At 70.1% G+C, this 18678-nt stretch carries 18 protein-coding genes; all 18 read left to right on the forward strand.

What is annotated here, in order from left to right; all coding sequences use genetic code 11:
* Window positions 1-21: 21 nt before the first annotated feature.
* Window positions 22-645 (forward strand): phosphatidylinositol phosphate synthase, encoded by a 624-nt coding sequence (gene pgsA / locus Q9G87_RS39310; RefSeq protein WP_305921662.1) that lies wholly within the window; start codon window positions 22-24, stop codon window positions 643-645.
* Entirely contained in the window at window positions 642-1565 is a 924-nt protein-coding gene (locus Q9G87_RS39315; RefSeq protein WP_305921663.1) for a phosphatidylinositol mannoside acyltransferase, read from the forward strand. The genes pgsA and Q9G87_RS39315 overlap by 4 nt, the downstream gene beginning before the upstream one ends.
* The gene (locus tag Q9G87_RS39320) at window positions 1562-2692 is read left to right on the forward strand and encodes a glycosyltransferase family 4 protein (protein WP_305921664.1); all 1131 of its coding nucleotides are present in this window, start codon (window positions 1562-1564) and stop codon (window positions 2690-2692) included. Before Q9G87_RS39315 ends, Q9G87_RS39320 begins: the two co-directional genes overlap by 4 nt.
* Window positions 2693-2729: 37 nt before the next feature.
* Window positions 2730-3260, forward strand: a complete 531-nt coding sequence (locus Q9G87_RS39325; protein WP_371825894.1) for a LemA family protein — start codon at window positions 2730-2732, stop codon at window positions 3258-3260.
* A 62-nt stretch (window positions 3261-3322) separates the two neighbouring features.
* Window positions 3323-4336 carry a DUF3048 domain-containing protein gene (locus tag Q9G87_RS39330; RefSeq protein WP_305921666.1) on the forward strand — a complete coding sequence of 338 codons (1014 nt, stop codon included), beginning with the start codon at window positions 3323-3325 and terminating at the stop codon, window positions 4334-4336.
* A 109-nt stretch (window positions 4337-4445) separates the two neighbouring features.
* The gene (gene pdxS / locus Q9G87_RS39335; protein ID WP_305921667.1) at window positions 4446-5378 is read left to right on the forward strand and encodes a pyridoxal 5'-phosphate synthase lyase subunit PdxS; all 933 of its coding nucleotides are present in this window, start codon (window positions 4446-4448) and stop codon (window positions 5376-5378) included.
* Between the two features lie 217 nt (window positions 5379-5595).
* Complete coding sequence (locus Q9G87_RS39340; RefSeq protein ID WP_305921668.1) at window positions 5596-7281, forward strand: alkaline phosphatase D family protein; 1686 nt, start codon at window positions 5596-5598, stop codon at window positions 7279-7281.
* A 144-nt stretch (window positions 7282-7425) separates the two neighbouring features.
* On the forward strand, window positions 7426-8040 hold the full coding sequence (gene pdxT / locus Q9G87_RS39345; protein WP_305921669.1) for a pyridoxal 5'-phosphate synthase glutaminase subunit PdxT: 615 nt from the start codon (window positions 7426-7428) through the stop codon (window positions 8038-8040).
* A 3-nt stretch (window positions 8041-8043) separates the two neighbouring features.
* Window positions 8044-8799, forward strand: coding sequence for a YebC/PmpR family DNA-binding transcriptional regulator (locus tag Q9G87_RS39350; RefSeq protein WP_305921670.1), 756 nt, complete (start codon window positions 8044-8046; stop codon window positions 8797-8799).
* A gap of 156 nt (window positions 8800-8955) precedes the next feature.
* A complete protein-coding gene (locus Q9G87_RS39355) occupies window positions 8956-10662 on the forward strand; it encodes a hypothetical protein (RefSeq protein ID WP_305921671.1) in 1707 nt (568 codons plus the stop codon).
* An 11-nt stretch (window positions 10663-10673) separates the two neighbouring features.
* Entirely contained in the window at window positions 10674-11831 is a 1158-nt protein-coding gene (locus Q9G87_RS39360) for a GNAT family N-acetyltransferase (RefSeq protein WP_305921672.1), read from the forward strand.
* 203 nt (window positions 11832-12034) lie between these two features.
* Window positions 12035-12565, forward strand: coding sequence for a crossover junction endodeoxyribonuclease RuvC (ruvC, locus tag Q9G87_RS39365; protein WP_305921673.1), 531 nt, complete (start codon window positions 12035-12037; stop codon window positions 12563-12565).
* Between the two features lie 211 nt (window positions 12566-12776).
* Window positions 12777-13397 (forward strand): Holliday junction branch migration protein RuvA, encoded by a 621-nt coding sequence (ruvA, locus tag Q9G87_RS39370; RefSeq protein ID WP_305921674.1) that lies wholly within the window; start codon window positions 12777-12779, stop codon window positions 13395-13397.
* A gap of 141 nt (window positions 13398-13538) precedes the next feature.
* Complete coding sequence (ruvB, locus tag Q9G87_RS39375) at window positions 13539-14570, forward strand: Holliday junction branch migration DNA helicase RuvB (RefSeq protein WP_305921675.1); 1032 nt, start codon at window positions 13539-13541, stop codon at window positions 14568-14570.
* Window positions 14571-14787: 217 nt separating this feature from the next.
* A complete protein-coding gene (gene yajC / locus Q9G87_RS39380) occupies window positions 14788-15162 on the forward strand; it encodes a preprotein translocase subunit YajC (RefSeq protein WP_305921676.1) in 375 nt (124 codons plus the stop codon).
* Window positions 15163-15205: 43 nt separating this feature from the next.
* Window positions 15206-16978: a protein translocase subunit SecD gene (gene secD / locus Q9G87_RS39385; RefSeq protein ID WP_371825890.1), complete on the forward strand. Its 1773-nt coding sequence runs from the start codon at window positions 15206-15208 to the stop codon at window positions 16976-16978.
* Between the two features lies 1 nt (window position 16979).
* Window positions 16980-17966: a protein translocase subunit SecF gene (secF, locus tag Q9G87_RS39390; RefSeq protein ID WP_305921677.1), complete on the forward strand. Its 987-nt coding sequence runs from the start codon at window positions 16980-16982 to the stop codon at window positions 17964-17966.
* A 171-nt stretch (window positions 17967-18137) separates the two neighbouring features.
* The gene (locus tag Q9G87_RS39395) at window positions 18138-18656 is read left to right on the forward strand and encodes an adenine phosphoribosyltransferase (protein WP_305921678.1); all 519 of its coding nucleotides are present in this window, start codon (window positions 18138-18140) and stop codon (window positions 18654-18656) included.
* Window positions 18657-18678: the final 22 nt, after the last annotated feature.

Genomic DNA, 18678 nt, shown 5'->3' on the forward strand with positions numbered 1-18678 from the left:
AAGAAAGTTGTCAGGTCTGTGATGGCCTACGATCGGACCGCGATGCTCAAACTCCTGCGCCCGGCCATGACCCGGATACTCACCCCGCTGGGCAGGGCCCTCGTGGGCCGCGGGATCGGCCCGAACGCCGTCACGGCGATCGGCACCCTCGGCACCGTCGTGTCCGCCCTGACCTTCTTCCCCCTGGGCCACCTGACCGTGGGGGCCCTCGTGATCACTGTCTTCGTGCTGTTCGACCTGCTCGACGGCGTGGTGGCCCGGCTCGGTGGGAAGGGGGGCAGCACCTGGGGCGCGTTTCTGGACTCGACGCTCGACCGGGTCGCCGACGCCGCCATCTTCGCCGGCCTGATCTTGTATTTCGTGTCCAGACAGGACACGCTGATGACCTCGGTGACGCTGGTGTGCCTGATCGCCGGGACCCTGGTGTCCTACGCCAAGGCCAGGGCCGAGGGGCTCGGGCTCACGGCCGACGTCGGGCTGGCCGAGCGGCCGGAGCGGCTGGTCGTGGCGCTGGTCGCGGCCTGCTTCTCGGGGCTCGGTGTGCCGTACATTCTGCCTGCGGGGATGTGGCTGCTGGCGGTGGCCAGCGTGATCACCGTGGGGCAGCGGGTGATGGCCGTTTACCGGCAGACGAGGGAGAAATGAGCGAGAAGGCGTCGTTCGGCGATCGCGTCGTGGCCGCGGGTTTCGCGGCCGGCTGGAAGCTCGTGCCGCTGCTGCCCGAGCGCCCGACGGCCGCGGTCTTCGGCTTCCTGGCCGACCGGGTGTGGGCCAGGCGCGGCAAGTCGGTGCGCCGGCTGGAGTCCAACCTGGCCAGGGTGACCGGGCTCGACGTGGGCAGCCGGGAGCTGCGCGAGCTCACCAGGGCGGGCATGCGTTCGTACTTCCGCTACTTCCATGAGATCTTCCGGCTGCCGTCCATGAAGACCGAGGAGATCGTGCGGCGCACGCATGTCATCGGCGCCGAGCACGTCCACGACACCGTGGCGGCCGGGCGGGGCGTGGTGCTGGCGCTGCCGCACATGGGCAACTGGGATCAGGCCGGCGCCTGGCTGGTGGGCGTGGGCCATCCGTTCACGACCGTGGCCGAGCGGCTCAGGCCGGAGTCGTTGTTCCGCCGCTACGTGGCCTTCCGCGAGGGGCTCGGCATGGAGGTGCTGCCGCTGACCGGCGGCGACGGCCACAATTTCGCCTCGCTGGCCATCCGGGTGCGCAAGGGCGGCGTGGTGTGCCTGCCCGCCGAGCGCGATCTGACCAAGAGCGGCGTCGAGGTGCGCTTCTTCGGCGCCACCACGAAGGTGCCCGCGGGGCCGCCGCTGCTGGCCGTGCAGACCGGGGCCGCGCTGCTGCCGGCGATCGTCTACTTCGTCGACGGCGACTGGGGCATCCACATCCACGAGGAGGTCCCGGTCCCGCAGGAGGGCACCCGGCAGGAGAAGGTCGCGGTGGTGGCGCAGCGGCTGGCCGACGTGTTCGAGAAGGGCATCTCCGAGCATCCTGAGGACTGGCACATGTTGCAGCGGCTCTGGCTGGAGGACCTGCCTCCTCAGAAGGTCGGCCCATGAAGGTCGGCATCGTGTGTCCCTATTCATGGGACATGCCCGGCGGAGTCAAGCAGCACATCGACGACCTGGCGCAGGCGCTGATTGCGCAGGGGCACGACGTGTCGGTGATCGCGCCGGCGGCCGACGATGACGAGCTGCCCTCCTATGTGACGGGGGCCGGGCGGGCGGTGCCGGTGCCGTACAACGGGGCGGTGGCCAGGATGTCGTTCGGCTTCCTGTCGGCGGCGCGGGTGCGGCGGTGGGTGCGCACGGGCCGGTTCGACGTGCTGCACATCCACGAGCCGCTGATCCCGAGCCTGGGCGTGCTGGCGTGCTGGGCGGCGAAGGGGCCGATCGTGGCCACGTTCCACGCGTCGTGGTCGCGCTCGCGGGCCATCGCGGTGGCCGAGCCGCTGCTGCAGAGCGCGCTGGAGAAGCTCAGCGGCCGCATCGCGGTCTCCGACGCGGCCCGCAAGAGCCTGGTGGAGCAGTTCGGCGGCGACGCGGTGCTGATCTCGAACGGCGTGACCGTCTCCCGCTACACCGAGGCCGAGCCGCTGGACGGGTGGGGTCCCGACGGCGCCACGATCGGCTTCCTCGGGCGGATGGACGAGGAGCGCAAGGGCCTGCCGATCCTGCTGGAGGCGTTCACGGCGCTGGCGGCCGCGCGGCCGGAGGTGAAGCTGCTCATCGCCGGTCCCGGCGACGAGAAGGACGTGTTCGACCGGGTGCCCAAGCGGTTCCACGACCGGGTCACGGTGCTGGGCATGGTGAGCGAGGCCGACAAGATCCGCGCCTACCACTCGGTCGACGTGTTCTGCGCGCCGAACACGCGGGGGGAGAGCTTCGGCATCGTGCTGGCCGAGGCCATGGCCTCCGGGGCCACGGTGCTGGCCAGCGACATCCCGGCCTTCCGCAGGGTGCTCGGCGAAGGCCAGGCGGGCGCGTTGTTCGCCAACGGCGACGCCGGCTCGCTGGCGCGCGAGGCCGCCGCGCTGCTCGACGCGCCGGAGGGGCGTGCCAAGCTGGCCGCGGAGGCGCTGGTGGCGGTCAGGAAATACGACTGGTCCACGGTGGCGCGGGACGTGGTGCGCGTGTACGAGACGGTCACGACGAGCGGCGCGGGCCGCGTGGAGGAGGACCTGTGACCGCGGGCGGCCGGGGGGATGAGCTGTGACCTCCACCATGGTCATTCTGATCGTGGGCATCGTCGTGGTGCTCATGGCCGTGTACGTCTCCTGGCGGGCCGGCCGGCTCGACCGCCTGCACATCCGCCTGGAGCTGGCCCGCGAGTCGCTGGACGCCGCGCTGATGCGGCGCCGCGCGGTGGTGCTGGAGCTGGCCGGCGCGCGCCTGCTGGACCCGGCCACGTCGCTGGTGCTGGCCGCGGCCGCCCATGAGGCCAGGATCGCCGGGCCTGAGGAGCGCGAGCACGCCGAGAGCGACCTGTCGCGGGCGCTGCGGGCGGCGGTGGACCAGGAGCGGTTCAGGGAGAAGCTGTCGGAGTCGCCCGGCGGCCGCGACCTGCTGGAGGAGCTCGACACGGCCGTGGCCAAGGTCGTCTACTCACGGCGCTTTTATAACAATGCGGTGGCGGTCACTCGTACGGCGCAGCGCCGCTGGCTGGCGAGAACCCTGCGCTTGGCGGGCCATACGGAGTATCCCGATTTCTTTGAAATTGATGACAATCCGCCTGCGACTATGGCAACTGAATGACCTGATTTGGGGAAGCCAGTAAGCTTCATCCCGTTTTCGGGCTGAAGCGAGGAGTGTTGCAGGTGCGGCTACCCCGGTTGATCACGCTCACACTTGCCGGAGCGGCCGTGCTGCTGCCCGTCGCGGCCTGCTCGTCGGACGAGCCGGCTCCAGGTCAGGTGCCACAGGCCGCTACCGCGGCGCCGAGCGAGGAGCCCGCCGAGGTCGAGGCGCACCCGTTCACCGGCAAGCCGTACGACGCGCTCAAGCCGGTGCTCGCGGTGAAGATCGAGAACACTGCGGCGGGCAAGCCCCAGATGGGGCTGAAGAGCGCGGACATCGTCTACATCGAGCAGGTCGAGGCCGGGCTGACCCGGCTCATGGCGATCTTCTCCTCCAAGCTGCCGGCCAAGGTGGGCCCGGTCCGCAGCGCCCGCATCTCCGACCTGCACATCGCGCCGATGTTCGGCAAGCCGGCCTTCTCCTACTCGGGTGCGCAGACCCTGATGTTGCCGCTGATCGCCGAGGCGTCGCTGTTCGACGTCGGAGACACCCGCAACCCGGGGGCGTACTTCCGGCAGCCGGGCCGCTTCGCCCCGTACAACCTGTTCGCCAACACCAAGCAGCTGGTGGCCAAGGCGCCCAAGGCCAGCAAGGCCAAGGACATCGGTTTCACCTTCGGCGACGCGCCGGCCGAGGGCGGCGTGGAGAAGAAGGCGTACACCGTCAAGTGGCCCGCCGCGCGCTTCACCTTCGCCTGGTCCGAGCAGCGCAAGATGTGGATGATCTGGCAGGACGGCAAGAAGGACATGGCCGCCGAGGGCGGGCAGCTCGGCGCGCCGACGATCGTCATCCAGTACACCAAGACCGAGCGCTCGCAGTTCCACGACAAGAACGACAGCTACACGCCGCTGGTGCACACCACGGGCAAGGGCTCGGCGATCGTGCTGCGCGACGGTAAAGCTTTCAAAGCCAAGTGGGAACGGGAATCGGAGAAGGACGGCACGACGTTCACCACGGAGAGCGGCGAGCCGATGAACTTCGCCCCCGGCCAGGTCTGGGTGGCTCTCGCCAGCCGCAAGCCCGTGATCCCCTGATCATCCTGTACAAGCTGGGCGACAAATCCTGACATCTTGGCATGTCGGGGTGGGAGTCCATCAGGACCTACCATGGGCTTGATAACTTACCGATTCGCCTTGAGAGCCCGTGAGGAAGACCGTGTCCAGCAGCACGCCCCAGACCCCGCCGACCACTGGCCCCGTCACCGGAACCGCCCGCGTCAAGCGAGGCATGGCCGAGATGCTCAAGGGCGGCGTCATCATGGACGTCGTCACCCCTGAGCAGGCCAAGATCGCTGAGGACGCCGGCGCGGTGGCCGTCATGGCGCTCGAGCGCGTGCCCGCCGACATCCGCGCGCAGGGCGGCGTGTCCCGGATGAGCGACCCGGACATGATCGACGGCATCATCAACGCCGTGTCGATCCCCGTCATGGCCAAGGCCCGCATCGGCCACTTCCTCGAGGCCCGGGTGCTGCAGTCGCTCGGCGTGGACTACGTCGACGAGTCCGAGGTGCTCACCCCGGCCGACTACGCCAACCACATCGACAAGTGGCAGTTCACGGTGCCGTTCGTGTGCGGCGCCACCAACCTGGGCGAGGCGCTGCGCCGCATCACCGAGGGTGCGGCCATGATCCGCTCCAAGGGTGAGGCGGGCACCGGCGACGTCTCCAACGCCGTCACCCACATGCGCACCATCCGCGCCGAGCTCAAGCGGCTGGCCTCGCTGCCCGAGGACGAGCTCTATGTGGCCGCCAAGGAGCTGCAGGCCCCCTACGAGCTGGTGGCCGAGGTCGCCAAGGCCGGCAAGCTGCCGGTCGTGCTGTTCACCGCGGGCGGCATCGCCACCCCGGCCGACGCCGCGATGATGATGCAGCTGGGCGCCGAGGGCGTGTTCGTCGGCTCGGGCATCTTCAAGTCGGGCGACCCGGCCAAGCGCGCCGCGGCCATCGTCAAGGCCACCACGTTCCACGACGACCCCGACGTCATCGCCAAGGTCTCGCGCGGCCTGGGCGAGGCCATGGTCGGCATCAACGTCGACGACATTCCGCAGCCGCACCGCCTGGCCGAGCGCGGCTGGTAGTCCGGCGCGTCGTTGCAGGCCACGGACCTGCCTCCGGTGAGATGATCACTGCGGGCGGGGGCGCTGCCGGGCGACGGTGACGACGGAAATTTCCGAAAGAGGCGACATCCGCGAAGGATGTCGTCTTTTTCGTGTTGTGCGGTGTTAACTGCGCAGTCATGATCGTCAGTAAGGCTACGGGAAACCCCCTCACCCTCGATCGTCCCAGGAGCCACTGATGTCGAAGCTGAACCGCCGGCATTTCCTCGTCACCGGCTTAGCGGCAGGCGCCGCGGCGGCCATCCCGGCCACCGCCGCGCACGCCGACGATCCGGATCCTGCCGCCGAAACCGCCCAGAGCCTGGCCTTGCGCGGGCTGCGCACCGACCCGTTCACGCTCGGCGTCGCCTCCGGCGACCCCGACCACGAGGGCTTCGTGTTGTGGACCAGGCTCGCCCAGGAGCCCCTCGCCGAGGACGGCCTCGGCGGCATGCCGCAGCGGCCGTTCCCGGTGCTGTGGCAGGTGTACGCCGACGAGCGCCTTCGCCGCGTCGTCCGCTCCGGCGTGAGCGTGGCCGCGCCGGAATGGGGTCACAGCGTGCACGTCGAGCTGCAGAACCTCAGCTCCGACCGCGAGTACTGGTACCGCTTCCGCGTCGGCCCGTACGTCTCGCCCGTCGGCCGCACTCGCACGGCCCCGCACCCGCTGTCGTACGGCGGCGGGCTGGCCATGGCCTTCGTCTCCTGCGCGCAGTTCGAGCACGGCTACTTCACGTCCTACCGCAGGCTGGCCGAGGAGCACCCCGACCTGATCCTGCACCTGGGCGACTACCAGTACGAGTACACCAAGAACACCTACAACATCCCCGGCGGCAACATCCGCCACCATGAGGGCCCCGAGACCGAGACCCTGGCCAACTACCGCCAGCGCCACGCCCAGTACAAGGCCGACCCCGACCTGCAGGCCGCGCACGCCGCCGCGCCCTGGCTGGTGGTGTGGGACGACCACGAGCTGGACAACAACTGGGCCGACGAGGTGCCGGAGCGGCCCGAGATCCCCCAGCCGAACTTCCTGTCCCGCCGCGAGGCCGCCTTCCGCGCGTACTACGAGAACATGCCGCTGCGCCGCACCTCCATCCCGCGCGGCATCGACATGCAGCTCTACCGGCGCATCCGCTGGGGCAGGATGGCCACCTTCCACATGCTCGACACCCGCCAGTACCGCGACGACCAGGGCTGCGGCGACGGCTACAAGGACTGCCCGGCCTCCATCGACCCCGCCCGCTCGATCACCGGGGCCGAGCAGGAGGCGTGGCTGCTGGACGGGTTCCGCCAGTCGCGGGCCCAGTGGGACATCCTCGGGCAGCAGGTGTTCTTCGCCCAGCGTGACAACAACGCCGGGCCCGCCAAGGTCACCAGCCAGGACGCCTGGGACGGCTACGTGGCCTCCCGGCGCCGCATCACGCAGGGCTGGATCGACGCCCAGGTGCGCAACCCCGTGGTGCTGACCGGCGACGTGCACGCGCACTGGGCCAGCGACCTCAAGCTCGACTACGACGACCCGACCGGGCCGTCGGTGGGCTCAGAACTGGTGGCCACGTCGATCTCCACCGGCGGGAACGGGACCGACTCCGACCCGGCCACGCATCCGTTCCTGACGATCAACCCGCACCTGAAGTTCTACAACAACCAGCGCGGATACGTGCTGACGAAGATCGAGCGTGAGCAGATGGCGGCCGACTTCAAGGTCGTGCCCCGGGTCACCGATCCCGGCGCCGAGGTCTACACCCGGGCCACGTTCGTCATCGAGGACCGGGTACCGGGGGTGCAGCAGACGTACCTGCGGCCGCTCGACCCGACGATCCTGCGCAGGCAGCCGATGACGAGCGAGGAGACCGTCCGCCTCGAGACCGAGCGCCCCTAGCGGCCACACCGGCCCGGCCGCCGTCGCGGCCGGGCTTTTCTCCGCCCGGAATATCGGCGCAGCGTGGCCGGCCAGCCGGTCACCAGCCAGCCGCCCGCCGTCCTGACGCCCTGTAAGGAAGATGCCAAGCCATCCTGGTGTTGAATGGTCGGTACCCGCACCCGGACGGAAGGATCGACTGTGCCCACGATCGGCGTACTCGCTCTCCAAGGAGACGTGCGCGAGCATGTGCGCATGCTTCAGGAGGCAGGCGCGACGGCCCATGCCGTCCGCAGACCGGCCGAGCTGGACGCGGTCGACGGACTCGTCATCCCCGGCGGCGAGTCCACCACCATGTGGAAGCTCGCCGAGACCTTCGACATGCTCCAGCCGCTGCGGTTGCGGATCAAGGAGGGCATGCCCGCCTACGGCTCCTGCGCCGGCATGATCATGCTGGCCGACAGGATCGAGGACGGCATCGCCGGGCAGCAGACGATCGGCGGCATCGACATGGTGGTCAGGCGCAACGCGTTCGGCCGCCAGGTGGACTCGTTCGAGGAGGATCTGGACTTCGCGGGCGACCGGGTGCACGCGGTGTTCATCCGCGCCCCCTGGGTCGAATCCGTCGGCGGTGATGTCGAAGTGCTGGGCCGGTGCGAGCCTGGGGATAGGATCGTCGCGGTCCGTCAAGGTCCGCTGCTCGCGACATCGTTCCACCCCGAACTCACCGGGGACGCTCGCGTGCACCGTTACTTCGTAGACATGGTTAGGGAGCTCTAAGTAATGTCCGGCCACTCCAAATGGGCGACGACGAAGCACAAGAAGGCAGCGCTCGACGCCAAGCGGGGCAAGCTGTTCGCCAAGCTCATCAAGAACATCGAAGTGGCGGCCCGCACCGGTGGCCCTGACCCGGACGCCAACCCCACCCTCTTCGACGCCATCTTCAAGGCGAAGAAGAACTCCGTGCCCAACGACAACATCGAGCGGGCCCGCAAGCGCGGCGGCGGTCTGGAGGCCGGCGGCGCCGACTGGCAGACCATCATGTACGAGGGTTACGCGCCGGGCGGCGTCGCGGTGCTCATCGAGTGCCTCACCGACAACCGCAACCGCGCCGCCTCCGAGGTGCGCGTCGCGCTGACCCGCAACGGCGGCTCCCTGGCCGACCCCGGGTCCGTGTCCTACATGTTCAACCGCAAGGGCGTCGTCATCGTGCCCAAGGACGGGCTCGACGAGGACACCGTGCTGATGGCCGTGCTGGAGGCGGGCGCCGAGGAGGTCAACGACATGGGTGACTCCTTCGAGGTCGTCTCCGAGGCCGGGGATCTCGTGCCGGTGCGCAAGGCGCTGCAGGAGGCCGGGATCGACTACGACTCGGCCGAGTCGAGCTTCCTGCCGACGATGAGCGTGCCGCTGGACGAGGAGGGCGCCAAGAAGGTGTTCCGCCTCATCGACGCGCTGGAGGACAGCGACGACGTGCAGAACGTCTTCGCCAACTTCGACGTCAGCGACGCGGTGCTGGAGCGCCTGGGCGCCGAATAGCCGCCTTCTCCGCAAAGCTCTGGGCCCCGTTCCTGCCGGGCCCTGGCTCTGGCATGCTCAGTTCTCACGTGCGGTTTCCTCGCGTGGGATCAAGCCCGGGGCCCGTGGCGGCCTTGAGATGCGCGCGAGGCCGGTGGCGGCGTAGGGTCGGGCGACGTGACTTCCCCCACCCCACCGCAGACGTCCTACCGGGCGCTGGGCTGGCTGCTGGCCGTGCCCGCCCTCTTCGGCACGCTCATCACGCTGGTGCTGCCGACGGCGCAGACGATCTGGCTCAGCTTCCAAAGCGGCGGCGTTCTCAAGGAGAGCGCCTATGCGGGGATGTCCAACTTCGGTGAGGTGCTGGGCGACGACGCGTTCTGGCGGGCGCTCGGCTTCACGCTCTCGCTGACCGTCGTGCCGCTGCTCGTGGCCGTGGTCGTGGCGCCGCTGCTGGCGGCGGCTCTCGACTGGGGCGGCGCCTGGACGCGGCGGGCCGGGCGGATCGCGCTGTCCCTCGCGATCGTCACGTTCTCGCCCGTGGGCGTGGCGGCGGCCTGGATCCAAGGCCTGAGGCGGGAGGCGTCCGGCCTGGTCGCCCTGGCGCAGGGGCTGAGCGCGCCGGACACGGCGCCGGGCGCGCTGCGCCTGATCGTCGCCGCGGCGACGTTCGGCGTGGTGTGCTCGCTGGCGGTCATCGCGTTCCTGCCCACCCTGCGCGGCGGCACCGTCGCGCCCGCCATGCTCGTCGTCGGCGTGCTCGTGGCGCTCGCCACCGTCGCCGTCGGCCTGCAGACTTTCTCGATCGGGCTGGTCCTCACCAACGGAGGCCCTCAGCGCTCCACAGGGACCCTCGCGGGCCTCCAATACGACTTCGCCTTCAGGATGGCCGAGTTCGGCCCTGGTGCGGCCGTTGCGACGCTCACAGGTGCAGCCCTCGGCGTGCTCGGGATCGTCGCCACCGTCGTCGTCGCGGCCTCCCGGCTACGCATCACGCTCACGCCCGCCGGCGGCACTCCCGCCCCTCCCGCCCCTCAGGCCTTCGCGCGTCCGGACGCCTGGCCGCAGGGCTCCGCGCCGCTGCCCGATGGATCCGCCGCCGCTGCGCCTTCCGGCTCCGGCGGCTCGGACCGGCCGCCGAAGACGGCAGGGGTGGTGGTCGGGGTGGCGGCGCTGGTCCTCATCCTGGCCGTGGGGATCCTGCTGTCCTGGCCCTGGATCTCCGGCGTGCTGGGCTCGCCCGGCAGTGCGGCGGGCGGGCTGCGTACGCAGGTCAACACCTGGGTGCCAGCCGTCGCCGGCGCGCTGGTGTCGGTCGGGGTGGCCTACCTGGCCGCTCTCGGGATCGGCGGTCTGCGGCCGCTCGGGCGCGGGAGTGAGTGGCTGCTGCTGGTGTTCGCGCCCTGGCTGTTCGTCGGCACCGGCCCCCTCGGCGTGGCGAACTGGCAGAACATGCGCAACCTCGGCCTGGTCGACACCTTCCTCGCGCTCTTCCCGCCCCTGCTGGTGAGCGTTCCGGCCCTGCTGGTGCTCACCCTGCTGTGCAAGGGACTGGCGGAGCGGAACGGCAGGGACTTCTTCAGCGGTGTCGTCCTGCCCTCGCTGCCCATGGCCGGCATCCTGGTGGGGGCCGTCGCGCTGGTGAACGCCCAGGACCTGCTCTGGCCGCTGCTGGTCGCCCAGCAGCCCGGCCTGTTCACCGCGCCCGTCGCCCAGGTGAACGAGCTCGGCCGGTACGCCGTCGCCTCACCCGGCGTCGGCGTCACCACGCCGCTGCTCATGGTCGTCGTCGCGCTGGCCATCGTCGTGGCCGCTCAACTGCTCTATCTCGACCGGCTCGCCGTACGCGCAAATGGTTCGCGGCGGCGTATCCCGGCTGCGTAAGTTGGATCATTGTGGAAATTCGCGATCTGACTCCGGAGGACCTCGACGACGTCCTCGACATCCGGAAGCGCTCGTTCGGCCCGCTTTCGGCTGCTGACGCCGAGCGCTGGCGTCGCTCGACGATCCCCTTGCTCGGCGAGGGCCGCTATCTCGGCGCCTTCGACGGCTCCAGGCTCACGGCCGCGGCCCGGCTGCGGCAGTTCACGCAGTGGTGGCACGGCAGGCCGCAGCCGATGGCCGGGATCGCGGGGGTCACCGTCTCGCCCGAAGATCGCGGGCGCGGCGTCGGCACGCTGATCATGCGGGCCGTCATCGACCGGGCCGTGGCGCTCGGCGACGCGGTCTCCGTGCTCTACCCCGCCACCACGCCGATCTACCGGGCCCTCGGCTACGAGCACGCCGGGGCGCAGCACAACGTGCGCCTCCCGGCGGAGGCGCTGCGGCAGATCCGCCCCTCCGGGCAGGTCAAGCTGAGCAGGATGGGGGACGGCGACGCCGCCGAGGTCATCTCCGTGCTGCACCGCGTCCACGCCGCCGCCCGCGCCAGCGGTCCGGTCTCCTGGGACGAGCGCACCTGGAACCTGTGGCTCGAGGACGAGGACGACTTCCTCTACCTCGCCGACGACGGCTTCCTGATCTACCGGTGGAAGGGCGACGACATCCAGGTCGACAACCTCGTCGCCGGATCCGCGGAGACCGCCAGGACGTTGTGGTCCCTGGTCGGCACCGCCTCCTCGATCGCGCAGCACGTCCTCGCGCCCGTGGCGCCCGACGACCCGGTGCTGTGGCTGCTGCGGGAGCGGGGCAAGGAGCACGTCAAGCAGGTGCGCTGGATGTTCAGGGTGCTCGACGTGGCCGCCGCGATCGAGCGCAGGGGATATCCGCTGCCCGTGAGCTGCGAGGCCGTCGTCACCGTGGAGGACCCCGTGCGGGGTGGCGGCACGTGGCGGCTGGAGTTCGCCGGCGGGTCCGGCGCCGCCACGCCGGTGGGGCCGTCCGGCGCCGGGGCGCCGGGCGCGGTGTTCGGCGCGAACGGCCTGGCCGCTCTGTACTGCGGGGTTCCCACGAGCACGCTGCGGCTGGCCGGGCTCATGTCCGGCGACGACCGGTACGACGAGGCCCTGGACGCCGTCTTCGCCGCCAAGCCGTACATGCTCGACTACTTCTGACAGGCTGTCCCGGGTGTGGGGTGTGCCTGTGACGGCGTGTCTCGGGTGTGGGGTGTGGCTGTGACGGCGTGCCGATGGCGGCTGTCCCGTGTGGGGCTCGGGTCCAGAGGCGGTCGGCCGGGCGTTTCACGGTGCGCGGCCACCTCGGCCGGGGTAGAGTCTGGTGCCGAACAGGTGTTCGGCGGCGCGGGAGGGACAGGCCGGTGCGGGTGATGGGCGTCGATCCGGGGCTGACCCGGTGCGGTCTGGGCGCCGTCGAGGGGCGTCCGGGCGCGCCATTGACGCTGGTGGGCGTCGGAGTGGTCCGCACCGGCGCGGACGAGGAGCTCGGCACGCGGCTCGTCGGCATCGAGGCGGGGATCGAGCAGTGGCTCGACGACATCCGCCCCGACGCGGTGGCGGTCGAGCGGGTCTTCAGCCAGCACAACGTACGCACCGTCATGGGCACCGCCCAGGCCGCCGGCATCGCCGTGCTGTGCGCGGCCAGGCGGGGCCTGCCGGTGGCGCTGCACACCCCGTCCGAGGTCAAGGCCGCCATCACCGGCAGCGGCACCGCCGACAAGAAGCAGATCGGCGCCATGGTGACCCGCCTGCTGCGGCTGCCCGAGATGCCCAAGCCCGCCGACGCCGCCGACGCGCTCGCGCTGGCCATCTGCCACGTGTGGCGCGGCGGCGCCCAGTCCCGCCTCGCCGAGGCCCTGGCCCGGGCCACACGAAAGGACGTCAGGCGATGAACGCGTCGGCCACGATGAGTCACGCGGCGAATCGCCCGTGGGCTCGCGCAGTGCGTGGTCCGCAGGGTCGCGCGGCGGGTCGTCCGTGGGCTCGCGCAGTGCGTGGTCCGCAGGGTCGTGCGGCGGGTCCCCTGCTGGATCGCGCGGTGGGCGGTCCGCTGGATCGAGTGGCGAGTCGAGTGGCGATCGTGACAGGTGTGGAGGGCAAGCTGTGATCGCGTCGGTGGCGGGACGGGTGGCGGCGATCGCGCCGGACGGGGCGGTGATCGAAGTCGGTGGGGTCGGCATGCTTGTCCACTGCACCCCGGGCACGCTCGCCACGCTGCGCGTCGGCGAGGCGGCCCGGCTGGCGACGTCGCTGGTGGTGCGCGAGGAGTCGCTCACCCTCTACGGCTTCGCCACCGACGACGAGCGGGCCGTGTTCGAGCTGCTGCAGACTGCCAGCGGAGTCGGGCCCAAGCTGGCACTCGCCATGCTCGCCGTGCACACGCCCAACGCGCTGCGGGTGGCTGTGGCAGGCGCCGACCTCAAGGCGCTCACGCAGGTGCCGGGCATCGGGCAGAAGGGCGCCCAGCGCATCGTGCTGGAGCTCAAGGACCGGCTCGGGACGCCCGATGCGGCCGTCAACGCCGCGCTCAACGGAGAGCGGCGGGTGGCGGTGTGGCGGGAGCAGGTCCACTCGGGGCTGGTGGGGCTGGGCTACTCCAGCAAGGACGCCGACGAGGCGCTCGCCGCCGTGGAGCCGGACGCCGACGCCGAGCTCGCCGCCGGCCGCCAGCCCCAGGTCGCCGCTCTGCTAAAGGCGGCGCTCCGATCGCTGAGCGTGCGATGATCGCGTTCCGGTCCTGTTCCGGTGGCGCTGTTTTCCACGTTGGCAAGGCCTCGCCCCGTCGCCGCGCGGTGAGTGCTGAGGGCCGTACGGTGAGAACTTCGGACCCTGAGGTTGGCGATCCGGTGAGGGGGTGTGGTGGGCGTGGGATTTGAGCGTGAGCTCGTGTCGGCCGATGCCGCGGGCGACGAGCTGCAGATCGAGGCGGCCCTGCGGCCCAAGCGGCTCGGCGAGTTCATCGGCCAGGGCCGGGTGAGAGAGCAGCTGTCGCTCGTGCTCGAGAGCGCCCTGCGCCGGCGGCGGCCGCCCGACCATGTGCTGATGAGCGGGTCCCCGGGACTCGGCAAGACCACCCTGGCCATGATCGTCGCTGCCGAGCTGAACGCGCCGCTCCGCATCACCTCGGGCCCCGCACTGGAGCGGGCCGGCGACCTCGCCGCGATCCTGTCCACGCTGGCCGAGGGCGAGGTGCTGTTCATCGACGAGATCCACAGGATGGCCCGGCCCGCCGAGGAGATGCTCTACCTCGCCATGGAGGACTTCCGGGTCGACATCATCGTCGGCAAGGGCCCGGGCGCCACCGCCATCCCGCTCGACATCGCGCCGTTCACCCTGGTCGGCGCCACCACCCGGGCCGGGCTGCTGCCCGCCCCGCTGCGCGACAGGTTCGGCTTCACCGCCCACATGGACTTCTACGAGGCGGCCGAGCTGGAGCAGGTGCTCTACCGCTCGGCCAAGCTGCTCCGCCTCGACCTCCCCGCCGAGGGCGCCCACGAGATCGCCAGGCGCTCGCGCGGCACGCCCCGCATCGCCAACCGCCTGCTGAGACGCGTACGCGACTTCGCCGACGTCCGTGCCGACGGCGTGATCAACCGAGAGATCGCCGCCGCGGCGCTCAACCTCTACGAGGTGGACGCCGAAGGGCTCGACCGGCTCGACCGGGCGGTGCTGGGCGTGCTGCTGAGGAAATTCGGCGGCGGCCCGGTCGGCCTGTCCACGCTCGCCGTGGCCGTGGGGGAGGAGCCGGAGACGGTCGAGGTGGTGGCCGAGCCGTTCCTCGTACGCCAAGGACTGCTGGCCAGGACGCCGCGTGGCCGGGTGGCGACCGCGGCCGCGTGGGCGCACCTCGGTATGACACCACCACCGGATGCGTTCGGAGCGTCACTTTTCGACTGATCACAGAACGGTTGCAACCGTTTCAAATCGGGAACTTCCCCGCGCGCCGAAACGCTGCCTCGTTGCCGCGTTTCGCAACAAGCGCCTACACTCCGTGGCTTGGCTGGCTGTGTAGGCTGACGGGCTGAGCGGCGCGGCCCGACGCAACGCACGGAATTTCCGGCGCGAGGCCGGTGTCAACTTTTTGTACGGCAATGAAAGGTCGCCCCTTATGGACATGGGACAACTCGGTAGCATCCTGCCGCTGATTCTTCTGGTGGTGGTGTTCTACTTCCTGCTGATCCGCCCCCAGCGCAAGCGCCAGCAAGAGGCGATCAAGATGCAAAACTCCCTGGCGCCCGGCACCCGCGTCATGACCACGACCGGTCTGTTCGGGACCGTTGTCTCGGTGGACAATGAGGACGTCATCCTCGAGGTCTCGCCCGGCATCGAAACCCGCTGGGTGAAGGCCGCGATCGGCCGCGTCATCGCCCCCGGAGAGCCTCCGGCGGCAGGGGAGCGGGACGCGGACGAGTCCGGGGAGGACACGAACGAGTCCGAGACCAGCGCGGATCGCAACGACGGTCAGGACACCAACACCAAGCAGTCCTGACTAAGCTCTGCGACAAACCTCTATCCGAAAGAACTGACGACCAGTGGCCCGACCGACCAGCCGCCACAGCCGACCGGGGCGAACGCTCCTCGTGCTGCTGGCGCTCATCCTCGCCCTGGGCGGGACGATGTTCTTGCAGAAGGCGTATACGCCCAAGCTGGGACTCGACCTCGCCGGCGGCACGACGGTGACCCTGTCCCCCGTGACGCAGAACGGTGCCTCTCCTCCCGAGGAGATCATGGACCGCGCGGTCAACATCATCCGCGACCGGGTCAACGGCACCGGCATCTCCGATGCGGAGGTCGCCAAGTCAGGCGACAACATCATCATCTCCATCCCGGGCGTCGGACAGAATGAGGCCATCCAGCTGGTCGCCACCACCGCGGAGCTGCGTTTCCGCCAGGTGCTCGCCCTGCAGGCCACGCAGATTCCGCAGGAGCTGACCACCAACGCGCCCACGCCGGCCGCCTCGCCCTCGGCTTCCGCGACGGGGTCGGCCAAGCCGTCCCAGTCGGCGGGCTCGCCGGCACCCAGCGCCTCTCCGACGGGCAAGGCCCTGTCGTCGGCGCTGACCGCGCCGACCCCGAGCGCGCAGCCGACGGCCACGCAAGCCGGCCAGAAGCAGGACAAGAAGGGCCAGAACGCCAAGGCCACGCCGACGGCGAGCCCGACCGCCCCGGCCAGCACGCCGCCCGCTGAGGACCCCAACGCCGGGATCAACACCGAGGGCATCGACCCCGCGGTGCTCAAGCAGTTCCAGGCGCTCGACTGCGCCGACCCCAAGAAGCGCGGCCAGGGCGTCCAGGACGACCCGAAGAAGCAGTTCGCCGCCTGCGATGCCGACGGCAGCGCCAAATACGTCCTCGACGTCGCCAGGGTCGTCGGCACCGACATCGACACCGCCTCCGCGGGCATCCGCCAGGGCACCACCGAGTGGATCGTCCAGCTCGACTTCAAGAGCAAGGGCGCGGGCGAGTGGGGCAAGCTCACCACGGAGGCCTACAACTCGCAGGCGCCGCGTAACCAGGTCGCGGTCGTCCTCGACGGCGTCGTCATCACCGCGCCCAACATCATCAGCCCGATCCCCGGCGGCCGGGCCGAGATCACCGGCGGCTTCACCCAGGCCAGCGCCACCACGCTGGCCGACCAGCTGAAGTACGGCGCGCTGCCGCTGAAGTTCAACCGCAGCTCCGTCGACACGGTCTCCTCGACCCTGGGCCAGGACCAGCTGCGGGGCGGCCTGATCGCGGGCGTCATCGGGCTTGCGCTCGTGGTGCTCTACTGCCTGCTCTACTACCGCGGCCTGGGCATCGTGGCGGTGCTGAGCCTCGTGGTGGCCACGGTCATCACGTACACGTCGGTGGTCGTGCTCGGCCACAACGCCAACTTCCGGCTGTCGCTCCCGCACATCATCGGCTTGGTGGTCTCGATCGGCATCACCGCCGACTCCTTCATCGTCTACTTCGAACGCATACGTGACGAAATGAAGGAAGGGCGGCGCACGCTCCGGGCGGCCGTCGAGGTGGCCTGGGTCCGTGCCCGGCGCACGATCCTGATCGCCGACGCCGTCATGTTCATCGCCGCGATCGTGCTCTACTTCCTGGCGGTGGGCGGTGTGGCCGGGTTCGCGTTCGCGATGGGCCTGACCACGCTGATCGACGTCGTGGTGGTGTTCCTGTTCACGAAGCCGTTCATCGCCATGCTGGCGAAGGTGAAGTTCTTCGCCAAGGGGCACCCGCTGTCCGGTCTCGACGCCGAGCGCATGAGCGAAGTCAGCAGCACGACCGGCCGCACGACCACTCCGCAGGAGGCCTGAGATGGGACTCGCGCGTCGCCTCTATCGCGGCGAGATCGACGTCGACTTCGTCGGCAAATGGAGGCTGTGGTACAGCCTGTCCGGCTTCCTGCTGCTCGTGTCGCTGGCCGGTCTGCTGATCAACGGCCTCAACCTGGGCGTGGAGTTCAAGGGCGGCACGGTCTACTCGTTCGAGGCCCCGACGGCCACCGTCGAGACCATCCGCGAGTCCATCCGCGAGGAGGGCGTGCACCAGGTGATCGTCCAGTCGGCCGGCGACGGCTGGCGGGTGACCACCGAGAGCCTGTCGGAGGACACCCGGGCACAGGTGCAGTCCGAGATCGCCAAGGACTTCAACACGCCGGCCGGCGAGGTCAGCATCCAGGCCATCGGTCCGTCCTGGGGCGGTGAGGTCTCCCAGCAGGCCTGGATCGGCCTGGGCGTGTTCATGGTGGCGATCATCCTGTATCTGTCGATGGCGTTCGAGCCGAAGATGGCGCTTGCCGCCATCGTCGCGCTCATCCACGACCTCGTCATCACGGCCGGCATCTACGCCTGGTCGGGGTTCGAGGTCACGCCGGCGACGCTGCTCGGCTTCCTGACCATCCTCGGTTACTCGCTCTACGACGCGGTCGTGGTGTTCGACATGATCAAGGAGGTCACGGCCAAGCTGGGGCACACGTCGAAGATGACGTACTCGATGGCGGCCAACAACGCGCTCAACCACACGCTGATCCGGTCGCTCAACACCTCGCTGGTCGCGATCCTGCCGGTGGCGGCGATCCTGTTCATCGGCACCACGCTGCTCGGCGCGGGCACGCTGAAGGACCTGTCGCTGGCCCTGTTCGTCGGCATGATCGTCGGTACGTACTCCTCGCTCTGCGTGGCCACGCCGCTGCTGGTGACGCTGAAGGAGCGCGAGCCGAAGTACCAGGCCATCGCCAGGAGGCTCGCCTCCACGGGTGGTGGCAAGAAGGGTTCCAAAAGCGCCGCGGTAGCCAAGGGGTAGCCCGCACCGCGTAGCCGACGCCCCCGCCCGTGACCGGGCGGGGGCGTCGCGTTGTGACCGGCCCAGGAGGCTGGGCGCCGACCGGGAACGGGGCGGGACCGGTCCGCTTGGGTGCCGGAATGCATCATCATGGAGCCCGGCACACAGCCGGTGGAGAGAGGCGAGGAAGCCATGAGCGAGCTGAGCACGATGATCTTGGATCGGATCCGGGACATCCCGGATTACCCGAAGCCGGGAGTCATGTTCAAGGACATCACCCCGCTTCTGGCGGACCCTGTGGCGATGGCCGCCGTGGTGGAGGAGCTGGCCGGGCTGCACCAGGTGGACAAGATCGTGGGGATCGAGGCCCGCGGGTTCATCCTGGCCGCGCCGGTGGCGTACCGGGCGGGGGCCGGGTTCGTGCCGGTGCGCAAGAAAGGGAAACTGCCCGCCGCGACCCTCGAAGAGTCCTACGATCTGGAATACGGCTCCGCGACCATCGAGGTGCACCGTGACGCTTTCGCGCCCGGTGACCGGGTTCTCATCGTCGACGACGTGCTCGCCACGGGCGGCACGGCGAAGGCGGCCGTGGAGTTGGTGGAGAGGGCCGGCGCCGAGGTCGTGGGCATCGCGGTGCTGATGGAGCTGGCATTTCTCAAGGGCCGGGAGCGTTTGCCGGGAGTGGAGTTGCATTCCCTGGTGATCGTCTGAGCCCGGCCGGCGACAGCCGGGC

Origin of the sequence: Nonomuraea turcica (genome assembly GCF_030718205.1) — a bacterium.
GTDB lineage: Bacteria > Actinomycetota > Actinomycetes > Streptosporangiales > Streptosporangiaceae > Nonomuraea.